General features: G+C 62.1%; 10 protein-coding genes. 6 read left to right on the top strand and 4 right to left on the bottom strand.

The window, feature by feature from the left end:
* The first annotated feature begins 85 nt into the window (after positions 1-85).
* A complete protein-coding gene (locus ATI14_RS16370) occupies positions 86-835 on the top strand; it encodes an AraC family transcriptional regulator (protein WP_016972461.1) in 750 nt (249 codons plus the stop codon).
* A gap of 99 nt (positions 836-934) precedes the next feature.
* On the top strand, positions 935-1,819 hold the full coding sequence (locus tag ATI14_RS16365) for a DMT family transporter (protein ID WP_016972460.1): 885 nt from the start codon (positions 935-937) through the stop codon (positions 1,817-1,819).
* A gap of 3 nt (positions 1,820-1,822) precedes the next feature.
* On the opposite strand, the gene ATI14_RS16360 is transcribed toward ATI14_RS16365, so the two are convergent.
* A complete protein-coding gene (locus tag ATI14_RS16360; protein ID WP_016972459.1) occupies positions 1,823-2,110 on the bottom strand; it encodes an Rdx family protein in 288 nt (95 codons plus the stop codon).
* An 84-nt stretch (positions 2,111-2,194) separates the two neighbouring features.
* On the opposite strand from ATI14_RS16360, the gene ATI14_RS16355 reads away from it, so the two are divergent.
* The gene (locus ATI14_RS16355; RefSeq protein ID WP_016972458.1) at positions 2,195-4,384 is read left to right on the top strand and encodes a patatin-like phospholipase family protein; all 2,190 of its coding nucleotides are present in this window, start codon (positions 2,195-2,197) and stop codon (positions 4,382-4,384) included.
* A gap of 135 nt (positions 4,385-4,519) precedes the next feature.
* On the opposite strand, the gene ATI14_RS16350 is transcribed toward ATI14_RS16355, so the two are convergent.
* Positions 4,520-4,954: a MarR family transcriptional regulator gene (locus ATI14_RS16350; protein WP_016972457.1), complete on the bottom strand. Its 435-nt coding sequence runs from the start codon at positions 4,952-4,954 to the stop codon at positions 4,520-4,522.
* Between the two features lie 121 nt (positions 4,955-5,075).
* Positions 5,076-7,202 (bottom strand): DNA helicase RecQ, encoded by a 2,127-nt coding sequence (recQ, locus tag ATI14_RS16345; protein ID WP_031320093.1) that lies wholly within the window; start codon positions 7,200-7,202, stop codon positions 5,076-5,078.
* Positions 7,203-7,478: 276 nt separating this feature from the next.
* Between recQ and ATI14_RS16340 the strand changes: the two genes are divergently transcribed.
* The 3 genes from ATI14_RS16340 (at position 7,479) to ATI14_RS16330 (ending at position 12,181) form a co-directional block, all read left to right on the top strand.
* Positions 7,479-8,066 (top strand): UPF0149 family protein, encoded by a 588-nt coding sequence (locus tag ATI14_RS16340; protein WP_016972455.1) that lies wholly within the window; start codon positions 7,479-7,481, stop codon positions 8,064-8,066.
* A gap of 20 nt (positions 8,067-8,086) precedes the next feature.
* Positions 8,087-8,476 carry a YbaN family protein gene (locus ATI14_RS16335; RefSeq protein WP_026083318.1) on the top strand — a complete coding sequence of 130 codons (390 nt, stop codon included), beginning with the start codon at positions 8,087-8,089 and terminating at the stop codon, positions 8,474-8,476.
* A gap of 234 nt (positions 8,477-8,710) precedes the next feature.
* Positions 8,711-12,181, top strand: a complete 3,471-nt coding sequence (locus tag ATI14_RS16330) for a hybrid sensor histidine kinase/response regulator (protein WP_016972453.1) — start codon at positions 8,711-8,713, stop codon at positions 12,179-12,181.
* 136 nt (positions 12,182-12,317) lie between these two features.
* Here the strand turns inward: ATI14_RS16330 and ATI14_RS16325 are convergent, their stop codons facing one another.
* The gene (locus tag ATI14_RS16325) at positions 12,318-13,682 is read right to left on the bottom strand and encodes a DNA recombination protein RmuC (protein ID WP_177007901.1); all 1,365 of its coding nucleotides are present in this window, start codon (positions 13,680-13,682) and stop codon (positions 12,318-12,320) included.
* Positions 13,683-13,768: the final 86 nt, after the last annotated feature.

Below are 13,768 nucleotides of genomic sequence, written 5' to 3'. Positions count from 1 at the left end.
CATGACAACTTCGCGTCAGTCTGATGACAGCGCTCAAACCCCTTGAAGCGTTGTAGACTGGCGGCCTGCAGCCCTGGAGACCGTGATGAGCCCGACCCTCACACTGCGCCACTACATCGAAGCGCCCCTCGCCCACAGCCATGACCATGCGCAGTTGGTGTTCGGATTGTCCGGGCATCTGGACCTTGAGGTGGATGGCCGTGGCAGCCAGGTGCACGAAAGCAGCGTGATGGTGCTGCCCTTCTCCGCCCACCACGCCTGTGGCAGCCGCGACGGCAGCCGTTGCCTGGTGCTGGATGTGCCGACGGAACACTGGGTGCTGCAGTCGCTGGGTGAACACGCCGACGCCAGCCGCCGCCTGCTCGACCGACCCGCGCGGCTGACCCTGGATTCACGCCAAAGCCAACTGGTGCAATGGCTGGCGCACAGCCCGGTGGATGACCCGCTGATCGTCCAGCAAGGCGCGGTGCTGTTGCTGGCCAGCCTCAACCATCCCCTTGCCCAACCTGTGCCAGGCCGGCGCCTGCCCTATGCGGCGTTCAACGCGCATATCGAACGACACGCGGCGCACCCTCTTCAAGTGGCCGACCTTGCGCGGCTGGCCGACCTGTCGGTAGCACGTCTGCACGCGCGGTTTATGGCCGAATGCGGGCAAACGCCCATGGACTACATTCGCAGCCGTCGCCTGAAAATGGCCTTGACCCTGCTGCGGGAGACGCCTCTGCCCATCGGTGAAATCGCCGAGCGCGTCGGCTACAGCTCACAAAGTGCGTTTGCCGCCGCGATGCTGCGCGAATTTGGCGCGTCCCCCGGCGCACTGCGGCGGGCGTCGTAGGAAGAGTCTTGCGCTAAACATCGCGAGCCGGACGACAGACATTCGCCCCGGCCACGCTCTAGACTGGGCTGTCTGTCACCCGTTGGTTCAAGGATTGCAATGACTCCCCGCTCAGCCCTCGGCGCCCTGCATATCGGCGCATTGATGTTTGGCCTCACCGGCGTATTCGGCAAACTGGCGGCCGCCTCGCCGGCCATCATCGTGTTTGGTCGCGCCGCCTTTGCCGTGGTGGCGCTCGCGGTATTCGCGCGCTTTGCCAGCAATGCCCCGTGGAAAAATCTGGAAATGCGCGACTGGCGCCGGCTGTTGATCAGCGGCTTGCTGCTGGCGGCCCATTGGGTGACGTTTTTCATTGCCGTGAAAGTTGCGGGCGTAGCCGTGGCAACCCTCGGGTTTACGGCCTTTCCCGCCTTCACGGTCATGCTGGAAGGGTTGATCTTCCGCGAGCGCATCCGCGCCAATGAAGTGTTGCTGGTGGCCCTGGTGACCGTCGGCCTGGTGCTGGTCACGCCGGATTTCAACCTTGCCAGCGAAGCCACGGGCGGGCTGCTGTGGGGCATTGCGTCGGGCCTGCTGTTCTCGTTGCTGTCCTTGAACAACCGCGCCAGCGCCGGGCGGATTCCGGCGGTGCAAGCTGCGCTGTGTCAGAACGTGGTGGTCGCCGCCTGCCTGTTACCCGTGGCGGCGCCGGGGCTGGCCGAGGTGCGCGCACTCGACTGGCTGTGGATCGGCCTGCTCGGTGTGTTCTGCACCGGCCTGGCCCACAGCCTGTTTGTCGCGAGCCTCGCGGTGATCAAGGCGCGTACTGCGTCGGTGGTATTCGCCATGGAGCCGCTTTACGGCATCACCGTGGCGTGGCTGCTGTTCGCCGAAACCCCGACCTTGCGCATGCTGCTCGGCGGCGCACTGATCATCATCGCCATCGTGCTGTCCGGCCTGATGGGAGGCGCCAGCCAGGCCAAGCAACCGGCAGCGGCTGCCTGACCGTCAGACCGTACGGTCGTTGTGCCCGAGGTCGCGCTGCGGGTCGATCCTGTCGCGCACGCGCTGCTTGAGCACCTTGGCTTCCGGGAAGCCGCCATCGGCCTTGCGTTCCCAGATCTGCACGCCATCGCAGGTAATGCGGAACGCCCCGCCGGTGGCCGGCTCCAGTGCCACGCGGCTCAAGTCGTCGCTGAACGTACTCAATAACTCCTGGGCCAGCCACGCGGCGCGCAGCAGCCACTGGCATTGGGTGCAATAGGTTATGACGATCTCGGGTTTGTTTGCGGACATAATTTGAGAGGTTCCTGGCGTAACGGGCTCGGTGGATCAGGCGGCTATAATACCGGCCTTTATCGCCCAGCCCCGAGATTCATGATGCGCCGCCTGCTGTCCTGCCTGTTTCTGTGCCTGATCCCCCTTCTTGCCGACGCCGTTGAAGCACCACGCCCGAAAATTGGCCTGGTACTGTCCGGCGGCGCTGCCCGTGGTTTGGCGCACATCGGTGTGCTCAAGGCGCTTGAAGAGCAAGGCATTCAGATCGATGCCATTGCCGGTACCAGCATGGGCGCGGTAATTGGCGGGCTGTACGCGTCGGGCTACAAGATTGATGAGCTTGAGAAGCTGGCGCTGAATATCGACTGGCAACAGGCGCTGTCCGACGCACCGCCGCGCGAGGATGTACCGTTTCGGCGCAAGCAGGATGACCGGGATTTCCTGGTCAAACAGAAACTCAGCTTCCGCGACGACGGCAGCCTCGGCCTGCCGCTCGGCGTGATCCAGGGCCAGAACCTGGCACTGCTGCTGGAAAGCATGTTCGCCCACAGCAGCAACACGCGAAACTTCGACAAGCTGCCGATCCCGTTTCGCGCCGTGGCCACCGACATCACCACCGGTGAAAAGGTGGTGTTCAACAAGGGCCATCTGCCCCAGGTGATTCGCGCCAGCATGTCGATCCCGGCCGTGTTCGCCCCGGTAGAACTCGACGGCCGGCTGCTGGTGGACGGCGGCATGACCGACAACATCCCGCTGGACGTGGCGCGGGAGATGGGCGTCGACATCGCCATCGTGGTCGATATCGGCACCCCGCTGCGTTCGCGCAAACAGCTGAACACCGTGGTGGATGTGCTGAACCAGTCCATCACGCTGATGACCCGGCGCAACTCCGAAGAACAACTCAAGGCGCTGCATCCCAAAGACGTGCTGATCCAGCCGCCGCTGGCCGCCTATGGCGTGACGGACTTTGGCCGCGCCAAAGACATGATTGACGCAGGCTACCGCGCCACCCGTGCCCTCGACCTGCGGCTGGCTCACCTGCGCCCCACCACCCCTATCGACCCGGAACTGGTGGCTGCGCGCACGCCGGGCGAACGGACCCCGGTGATCACCGCCATCAAGGTCGAAAACGACTCGAAAGTCAGCGATGACGTGATCCGCTATTACATCCGCCAGACCCTCGGCGAGCCGCTGAACCTGGGCCGCCTGCAAACCGACATGGGCACCCTGTACGGCCTGGACTACTTCGAGCAGGTGCAATACCGAGTGGTAAAAAAGGGCCAGGACAACACCTTGGTGATCAGCGCGCGCGGCAAGCGCGCCGGCACCGATTACCTGCGCCTGGGCCTGAACCTGTCGGATGACATGCGCGGCGACAGCGCCTTCAACCTCGGCGCCAGCTACCGCATGAATGGCATCAACCGCCTCGGTGCCGAATGGCTGACCCGCGTGCAGATCGGCGATCGCCAGGAGCTGTACAGCGAGTTCTACCAGCCGCTGGATACCGGCTCACGTTACTTCGTCGCGCCCTATATCAGTGCCCAGGCGCAGAACGTTGAACTGATTCTGGACAACGACCCCATCTCTGAATACCGCCTGGAACGCTACGGTTTTGGCTTGAACGTGGGTCGGCAGATCGGCACCAGCGGCGAGATCCGCTTCGGCGTTGGCGAGGCCTGGGGCAAGGCGGACGTGCGCATTGGCGACCGCGACCTGCCCAGCGTGAACTTCAGCGAAGGCTTCTATGAGCTCAAATACTCCTTCGACTCCCTGGATAACGTGTACTTCCCCCATACCGGCGAAGACATCGGCCTGGCGTTGCGCGAATTCGAACCCGGCCTGGGCTCGGACCAACGTTATCGCCAATGGGAGTTCAAGCTGGACAAAGCCATGAGCCACGGCCCGGACACACTGATATTGGGCGGCCGTTACGGGCGCACTCTGGATAAATCCGACGTGGTGATTTCCAGCTTCCTGCTGGGCGGTGCACGACAGCTGTCAGGCTTTCGCGAAGATGCCATTTCGGGGCAGAACATCGCCCTGATGCGAGCGGTGTACTACCGGCGCCTGACACCGCGTTCGTACCTGCCACTGGATTTCCCGCTGTACCTCGGGGCCTCGGTGGAACGTGGCCGGGCGTGGAACAATGACAACCAGTTCGACAGCGGCTACATCAACGCTGCGAGCATTTTCCTGGGGTTTGATACGCCATTGGGGCCGCTGAATTTCAGCTACGGATTCAATGATGCCAATGAGCAGGCGGTGTACCTGAATCTGGGCCAGACGTTCTAAAAACCCGAATGCAAAACCCACTGTGGGAGCTGGCTTGCCTGCGATGGCGGTGTATCAGTCAACAAGCAAGCTGACTGAGCCACCGCCATCGCAGGCAAGCCAGCTCCCACATTTTGATTATCAGTGTGCTAGGGATCAGGGCTTTTCCAGATTCGCCAGAATGTGCCCATGCACGCGCATGCACACGCGCAGATCCTCTTCATCCACCCCCACGAACAGTTCGTGGCGCAAGGCGGTGGCGATGGTTTCAATCTGATCAATCAAGGGCCGGGCGGTGTCGCACAACAGAATGCGCTTGGCGCGGCGGTCTTCCACCACGGCCTGGCGTTGCACCAGGCCCTGGCCTTCGAGGCTGTCAAGCAAGCGTGCGAGGGTCGGCCCTTCAACCCCGACACTTTGCGCCAGCTCGCGCTGAGTCGGTGCTTCTTCAAAGCGGGCCAGGTGCAAGAGCACCAGCCAGCGCGCCTGAGACAGGCCCATCCCCGCCAGGCGTCGGTCCAGTTCGGCGCGCCAACCTCGCGACATTTGCGCCAACTGCATGCCAAAACGGTGTTGATCGGTTAACGACATAAAAAACTCTTGTTTTAGACTGAAAATAAAGTGTGGCTAATTATTAGTCAGCTAAGCATGAGCCATGCCAGTAGGCAAGCGTCGCTATGTACTGATTCGTTACATTGTCGTAATTGATGCATTAAATTTCGAATTCGGACTGCAAAGCGGCCCGCACACAGTACAAAACACCCTCAGGAACACGTCCGGTAAACAGCGGTGCGATTTCCGCAACTGCTGGCAATTCGCCTTCTCCGTCGAGGAAAGCGTCCTGGATTTCACCGAGTAAATCTTCCGGCAAATCAAGAGCCTGCTCCAACGACAACTGCTGCTTGCCGATCGATTCGGCAAGCAAGGTGTAGACGTTTTTTTCCGAGCATTGAAGCTGACCGGCGATCTGGACCGGGGTCATGCCGGCACGCGCCAAACTGATCAGCTCGTGGCGAATATCGGCGACCTCCTTGGGCGCTTCAGCCTGCCCGCCGAGCACCTCGAGGAACGCCTGACCGTAACGCTCCAGCTTGCGCGCACCGACGCCACTGACCCTGGCCATCTCGGCCATGGTGGTTGGCTGCTCGCGCAGCATTTCCAGCAAGGTGGAGTCGGGGAAAATAACGTAAGGCGGCACACTGTGTTCCTGCGCCAGTTTGCGGCGCAGCGTGCGCAAGGCTTCCCACTGTTCGCGCTCCTCGCCACGCACCAGCTGGCTGGCCTGGCTGGTGCTGCTCTTGACGGTGGTTTGCGGCTTGAGGTCGCGGCGCAGTTCAAGGCTCACTTCGCCCTTGAGCAACGGCCGGCAACTGTCGTTCAAACGCAGGCCGCCATACCCTTCAATGTCGATGTCCACCAGATTGCGCGCGACCATCTGGCGGAACAACGACCGCCACTCGCCTTCTGCACGGGCTTTGCCGATGCCGTAGACCGAGAGTTTTTCGTGGCCGAAGCTGCGTATTTTTTCGTTGTCCTTGCCCAGCAACACGTCCACCAGGTGGCCCACCCCGTAGCGTTGGCCGGTGCGGTGAATGGTCGACAACGCCTGACGCGCAGGTTCGGTCGCATCCCAGGTTTGCACGCCATCGATGCAGTTATCGCAGTGCCCGCAGGGTTCGGGCATGTCTTCATCGAAGTACGCCAGCAGCGTTTGCCGGCGGCAGCGGGTCTCTTCACACAACGAGAGCATGGCGTCGAGCTTGTGCTGCTCCAGACGCTTGTGGCGCTCGTCACCTTCGGAGTTTTGCAGCATTTGCTTGAGCATCACCACGTCTTGCAGGCCATAGACCATCCAGGCATCCGCGGGCAGGCCATCACGACCGGCGCGGCCGGTTTCCTGGTAATAAGCCTCGAGGGATTTGGGCAGGTCCATGTGCGCAACAAAGCGTACGTTGGATTTGTCGATACCCATTCCGAATGCAATGGTGGCCACCATGATCAGGCCTTCCTCATTGAGGAAGCGCTTCTGGTGGTAGGCGCGCAGATCATTGGGCAGACCGGCGTGGTAAGGCAGCGCCGGGTAGCCCTGTTCGCACAGGAAGGCGGCCACTTCATCGACCTTCTTGCGCGACAGGCAATAGACGATGCCCGCGTCGCTGCGCCGCTCGGACAGGAACGCCAGCAACTGCTTGCGCGGCTGTTCCTTGGGCACGATGCGGTAAAAAATATTCGGACGGTCAAAGCTCGACAGGAAACGCTCGGCGTTCTGCAAATGCAGGCGCTCGACGATTTCTTCGCGGGTACGCTTGTCGGCGGTGGCGGTCAGGGCGATGCGTGGCACATCGGGAAACAGTTCGGCCAACTGGCCCAATTGCAAATATTCACGGCGGAAATCATGGCCCCATTGCGACACACAGTGGGCTTCGTCGATGGCAAACAGCGCGATTTCCAGGCTCTGCAGAAAGGCCAGCATGCGCGGCTGCACCAGGCGTTCAGGCGCGAGGTAAAGCATCTTCACTTCACCGCGCTTGATCCGCGCGGCCAGGTCGCGCTGCTGCTCGGGGCTGAGGGTGGAGTTCAGGGACGCGGCGGCCACACCCAACTCTTCGAGGGTGGCGACCTGGTCATCCATCAACGCGATCAACGGCGATACCACCACCGCCAGGCCGTTGCGCAACAGCGCCGGTACCTGGAAGCACAGCGACTTGCCACCGCCGGTAGGCATCAGCACCAGGGCATCACCGCCGCTGGCCACGCGCTCAATGATCGCACCCTGGCGGCCACGAAAGCTGTCGTAGCCGAAGATGTCCTTGAGGACGCGTTGAGCCTGCTCGAGCATGTAAAACTCCAAAATGGTGCCGAAATCCCTCTGTACAGGCTGGTCGAAAAAAACCGCGCTCACGGGAAATAATCCGTAAGCGAAGTTTTCCCGAAGTGGCGCTCGGCCTGCAGGGGCATCACAAAACGCGGCAGTATACCCGAGCAACATCCGGCAGAGGGCACCGCTGACGAATTGCAGCCCGTCCCTAAAACCTGGCAAATCTGCATGGCGGCTGGCCTGGGCGCTCAAGAAAGCCTAGAATTCAGCATCGTTTATTCCCAAGGTAGCCCTTCAATGTCCTTCGCTGAGCAACTAACCCGCCTGCAAGCCTTCCTCGACGCCGATGAGCTGCATGACGAGGCGCTGGACTACGTGGCCGCCCACGGCTACCTGACCGCCCTTTCCATCTGCTCCGAAGTCGTGCCCGATCGTGAATGGATCGACGCGCTGTTCGCCGAGGAGCCTCACTACACCGACGCCGCCCAGCGCGAAGAAATTGAATCCACCCTGCTGGCCCTCAAGGCCCACATCGGTCGCCAGCTGGCCTCCGACGAGGAATTCGAGCTGCCGTGCGAGCTGGACCTGGGCGAAGAGCCGGACGACTCCGACCTGCGCGGCTGGTGCATCGGTTTCATGGAAGGTGTGTTCCTGCGTGAAGCCGCCTGGTTCGAAACCGCCGAAGAAGAAGTCAGCGAAATGCTGCTGCCGATCATGGTCGGTTCGGGCCTGTTCGACGACCAGCCGGAGTTCTCCGACATCGCCGCCGACGCCAACCTGATGGACGACATGATCGTTCAGATCCCTGAGGCCTTGACCGCGCTGTACCTGCTGTGCAACGCGCCTGACGAAAAACCGGCGATCCTCAAGCCACGTCACCACTGAGTCGTTTGCCCGTGACACCCATGGGCAACCGCTCGCTGCTCCTGCGCTACGGGCTGCTGGCCATCGGCTGGCTGAGCGTAGCGCTGGGGGTGATCGGCATCTTCCTGCCGGTACTCCCCACCACTCCCTTCCTCCTGCTTGCCGCCGCTTGCTTCGCTCGAAGCTCCCCACGCTTTTACCAGTGGCTGGTGGAACACCCGCGCCTGGGGCCGTGGATTCGCGACTACCTGGACGGTAATGGCATCCCGCTCAAGGGCAAGGTCTACGCCATTGGTCTGATGTGGCTGAGCATTGGTTTTTCCTGCTACCTTGTGCCCCTGCCGTGGGCGCGCGGGTTCATGCTGACCAGTGCCGTGCTGGTGACGATCTACATTCTGCGCCAGAAAACCCTGCCTCCCCGCGAACTGTAGGACCTGTCTTGTGTGGGAGCGGGCTTTTGTGGGAGCTGGCTTGCCTGCGATGCAATCACCTCGGTGCATCAGTTGCACTGCAGCGATGCTATCGCGGGCAAGCCCGGCTCCTACACAAGCTGCTCCCACAAAGCAGCGCACGCGACCTTGGTCGACACTGACTAACCCCAGGCATCATGCGAGACTGTTCCACCGGGCCCGGAATGCCCGGGTGTTCCCACGCTCGGAGTTACCATGACGCTGTCCAGCGGGCTGATCGCCGCCGTTGCCCTGGCCTATATGGCCATTATGTTTGCCATCGCCTTTTACGGCGACCGCCGCCGTGCGCCACTGCCGCCGCGCGTTCGCGCCTGGGTGTACAGCTTGTCGCTGGCCGTTTACTGCACCAGTTGGACCTTCTTCGGCGCTGTAGGCCAGGCCGCCGAACAATTGTGGGCGTTCTTACCGATCTACCTCGGACCCGTGCTGCTGCTGGTGCTGGCCCCCTGGGTGCTGCAGAAGATGATTCTGATCAGCAAGCAGGAAAACATCACTTCCATTGCCGACTTTATTGCCGCGCGCTACGGCAAATCCCAATCCCTGGCCGTGGTGGTTGCGCTGATCTGCCTGGTCGGCGTGTTGCCCTACATCGCCCTGCAGCTCAAAGGCATTGTGCTGGGCGTCAACCTGCTGATCGGTGCCGGCGTCGACACCTCCGGCACTCGCGCGCAGGACACCGCGCTGATCGTGTCTCTGGTGCTGGCGCTGTTCACCATCGTATTTGGTACGCGCAACCTCGACGCCACCGAGCACCACCGGGGCATGGTGCTGGCAATCGCGTTTGAATCGCTGGTCAAGCTGTTCGCTTTTCTCGCCGTCGGCGCGTTTGTAACCTACGGCCTGTACGACGGTTTTGGCGACCTGTTCAGCCAGGCCATGCTCGCGCCGCGCCTGGAGGAGTACTGGCAAGAAACAGTCAACTGGCCATCGATGGTGGTGCAAACCGGCGTGGCGATGATGGCGATCATCTGCCTGCCTCGGCAATTTCACGTCACCGTGGTGGAAAACATCGACCCGCAGGACTTGCGCCTGGCCAAGTGGGTGTTCCCGGCGTACCTGATCCTCGCTGCACTGTTCGTGATCCCTATCGCCCTCGGCGGCAAAATGCTGCTGCCGGGCTCGGTGCTGCCGGACTCCTACGTGATCAGCCTGCCCATGGCCGAAGCCCACCCCGCCCTCGCGGTGCTGGCATTTATCGGCGGCGCATCGGCGGCGACCGGCATGGTGATTGTGGCGAGCATCGCCTTGTCGACCATGGTGTCCAATGACATGTTGCTGCCCTGGCTGCTGCGTCGCTCCAGCGCCGAGCGGCCGTTCGAAGTGTTCCGCCACTGGATGCTGTCGGTGCGCCGGGTCAGCATCGTCATCATCTTGCTGTTGGCCTATGTGAGTTACCGATTGCTCGGCTCCACCGCGAGCCTGGCGACGATCGGCCAGATCGCCTTTGCCGCCGTGACCCAGCTCGCCCCGGCCATGCTCGGCGCGCTGTACTGGAAGCAGGCTAACCGTCGGGGCGTGTTTGCCGGCCTCGCGGCGGGCACATTCTTGTGGTTTTACACCCTGGTCCTGCCGGTGACGGCGAAAAGTCTGGGCTGGTCGCTTAGCCTTTTTCCTGGGCTCACCTGGATGCATTCCCACCCGTTTGGCCTGTCCGTGACCTCGTTGACGTTGGGCACCGTGTTCTCGCTGGCAGGCAACTTCACACTGTTCGTCTGGGTTTCGATGCTTTCACGCACACGAGTGTCGGAACACTGGCAGGCCGGGCGCTTCATCGGCCAGGAAATCAGCCAGCGCGCCAGCGCCCGCTCGATGCTCTCGGTGCAAATCAGTGACCTGCTCAGCCTCGCGGCGCGTTTTGTCGGTGAAGAGCGCGCCCAGCAGAGTTTTATTCGCTTCGCCTACCGACAAGGCAAAGGGTTCAACCCCAACCAGAATGCCGACAATGACTGGATTGCCCACACCGAACGGTTATTGGCCGGTGTACTGGGTGCTTCTTCGACACGTGCGGTAGTAAAAGCCGCAATTGAAGGTCGGGAGATGCAACTGGAGGACGTAGTCCGCATCGCCGACGAAGCCTCCGAAGTGTTGCAGTTCAACCGGGCTCTGTTGCAGGGCGCGATCGAGAACATCACTCAAGGCATCAGCGTGGTCGACCAATCGCTGAAGCTGGTGGCGTGGAACCGGCGTTATCTGGAGCTGTTCAATTACCCCGACGGTTTGATCAGCGTGGGCCGGCCGATTGCCGACATCATTCGCTACAACGCCGAGCGCGGTCTGTGCGGGCCGGGCGAAGCCGAGGTGCATGTGGCGCGACGCCTGCACTGGATGCGCCAGGGCCGGGCGCACACCTCCGAGCGTTTGTTCCCCAATGGCCGCGTGATCGAACTGATCGGCAACCCGATGCCCGGCGGTGGTTTTGTCATGAGTTTTACCGACATCACTGCGTTCCGTGAGGCCGAACAGGCACTCACCGAGGCCAACGAAGGCCTGGAACAACGCGTGGCCGAGCGTACCCATGAACTGTCGCAACTGAATGGGGCGCTGACCGACGCCAAGGGTGTTGCAGAGTCGGCGAGCCAGTCGAAGACGCGTTTTCTGGCCGCGGTGAGCCACGACCTGATGCAGCCGCTGAACGCCGCGCGATTGTTCTCCGCCGCCCTCTCCCACCAGAACGACGGCCTGTCCACCGAGGCACGCCAGTTGGTGCAGCACCTGGACAGTTCGCTGCGCTCGGCCGAAGACCTGATCAGCGACCTGCTGGATATTTCGCGTCTGGAAAACGGCAAGATCAACCCGCAACGCCAACCCTTCGTGCTCAACGAGTTGTTCGACACCCTGGGCGCCGAATTCAAGGTGCTGGCGCAGGAACAGGGCCTGCGTTTCCGCCTGCGTGGCAGCCGTTTGCGGGTCGACAGTGACATCAAACTGTTGCGCCGGATTTTGCAGAATTTTCTGACTAATGCCTTCCGTTATGCCGACGGCCCGGTGCTACTTGGCGTACGTCGGCGCAAGAATGAACTGTGCCTGGAAGTCTGGGACCGTGGCCCCGGCATTCCGCTGGATAAACAGAAGGTCATCTTCGAAGAGTTCAAGCGCCTGGACAGCCATCAGACCCGCGCCGAGAAAGGCCTGGGCCTGGGCCTCGCGATTGCCGATGGCCTGTGCCGCGTGCTGGGCCATCGTTTGAGCGTACGCTCGTGGCCGGGCAAGGGCAGCGTGTTCAGCGTGCGCGTGCCGCTGGCGCGCAGCCAGGTCAGCGCGCAAGCCAGGATCCCCCAGAACCATGGTTTGCCGCTGAGCGGCGCGCAGGTGCTGTGTGTGGATAACGAAGAGAGCATTCTGATCGGCATGCGCAGCCTGCTGACGCGCTGGGGCTGCGAAGTGTGGACTGCCACCGACCAGGCCCAATGCGCGAAGCTGCTGGCCGAGGGTGTGCGCCCGCAACTGGCGCTGGTGGATTACCACCTGGACCATGGCGAAACCGGTACCGAGCTGATGGGCTGGTTGCGCGCGCAACTGGCAGAGCCGATTCCCGGCGTGGTGATCAGCGCCGACGGCCGCCCGGAAATGGTGGCCGAGGTGCATGCGGCGGGGCTGGATTACCTGGCGAAACCGGTGAAACCGGCGGCGTTGCGAGCGTTGCTCAGTCGGCATTTGCCGCTGTAGGAAGATTCACTCAAGATGGTTGCAAACTGGCTTGTGTGGGAGCTGGCTTGCCTGCGATGCAGACACCTCGGTCTGGCAGTAAGACCCCGGTGATGCCATCGCAGGCAAGCCAGCTCCCACACAAGCGCCCCACAGCCTACTCCGGCAAATGCGCCACACCATCAGCATCGGTCATCGCCCGCTCCAGCAAATCCGCCGGCAAACTTTTACTGGCACGCGCGCCCAGCAACCTTAGCTGCTCGGTACGACTGACCAGATTCCCACGCCCGTCGGTCAGCTTGTTTCGCGCCGCGCTGTAGGCCTTGTCCAACTGTTGCAGACGGTTACCCACCTCATCCAGGTCCTGGATAAACAGTACGAACTTGTCGTAGAGCCAACCGGCGCGTTCGGCAATCTCACGTGCGTTCTGGCTTTGGCGCTCCTGCTTCCACAGGCTGTCGATGACCCGCAAAGTCGCCAGCAAAGTGGTGGGGCTGACGATCACGATGTGACGGTCGAAGGCTTCCTGAAACAGGTTCGGCTCGGCCTGCAACGCGGCGGAAAACGCCGCTTCGATCGGCACGAACAACAGCACGAAATCCAGGCTGTGCAGACCTTCCAGGCGCTTGTAATCCTTGCCGGCCAGACCTTTGACGTGATTGCGCAGGGAGAGCACATGTTGCTTCAGCGCCGCTTGACCAATGACGTCATCATCGGCCGCCACATATTGCTGGTAAGCGGTGAGGCTGACCTTGGAATCGACGACCACCTGCTTGTCGCCCGGCAACATGATCAACACGTCCGGCTGGAAGCGCTCTCCATCCGGGCCTTTGAGGCTCACTTGGGTCTGGTACTCGCGACCCTTTTCCAGCCCGGCATGTTCCAGTACGCGCTCGAGGATCAGCTCGCCCCAGTTGCCCTGGGTTTTCTGGCCCTTGAGGGCACGGGTCAGGTTGGTGGCTTCGTCCGACAGGCGCAGGTTCAATTGCTGTAGGCGTTCAAGCTCTTTAGCCAGGGAAAAGCGCTCACGGGCTTCGTTTTGGTAGCTTTCTTCCACGCGCTTTTCGAATGATTGAATGCGCTCCTTCAACGGGTCCAGCAGTTGCCCCAGGCGCTCCTGACTGGTCTCGGCAAAGCGCTGTTCACGCTCATCGAAAATCTTGCCGGCCAACTCGGCGAACTGCGCACGCAGTTCATCGCGCGAGCCTTGCAGATCGGTGAGGCGCTGCTGGTGGCTTTCCTGTTGTTCACGCAGTTCGGCGCGCAGGGCGGCGGCCAGCGCGTCCAGGCGGCGCAGCTCGGTCTCCTTGGCGCTGCGGTCGAGGTTCCAGGCGTGCGCTGCGTCGCGAGCGTTGTCGCGGTCGATTTGCAGCAGCTCGACCTCACGGCGCATGGCGGCCAGGTCAGCCTGTTTGGCGGCGTTGGCCTGGCTGAGGTCGCTGATTTCATCACGGCTGGCGTCAAGCTGAGCGGCCAGGCCTTCCTGGGCCAGTTGCGCGGTGGCCAGGCGCTCTTCGAGCAACTCCCAGCCCGTCATGCGCGCAGTCAGTCGCCGCTGGAGCTGCCAACACAGGGCCAATAGCGGCACTGCTGCGCCCGCAAGGCCCA

The sequence above is a fragment of the Pseudomonas tolaasii NCPPB 2192 genome (assembly GCF_002813445.1).
Taxonomy (GTDB): Bacteria; Pseudomonadota; Gammaproteobacteria; order Pseudomonadales; family Pseudomonadaceae; genus Aquipseudomonas; species Aquipseudomonas tolaasii.
The sequence above is the reverse complement of the archived record's forward strand: the minus strand, read 5'-3'. Positions and strand labels throughout refer to the sequence as shown.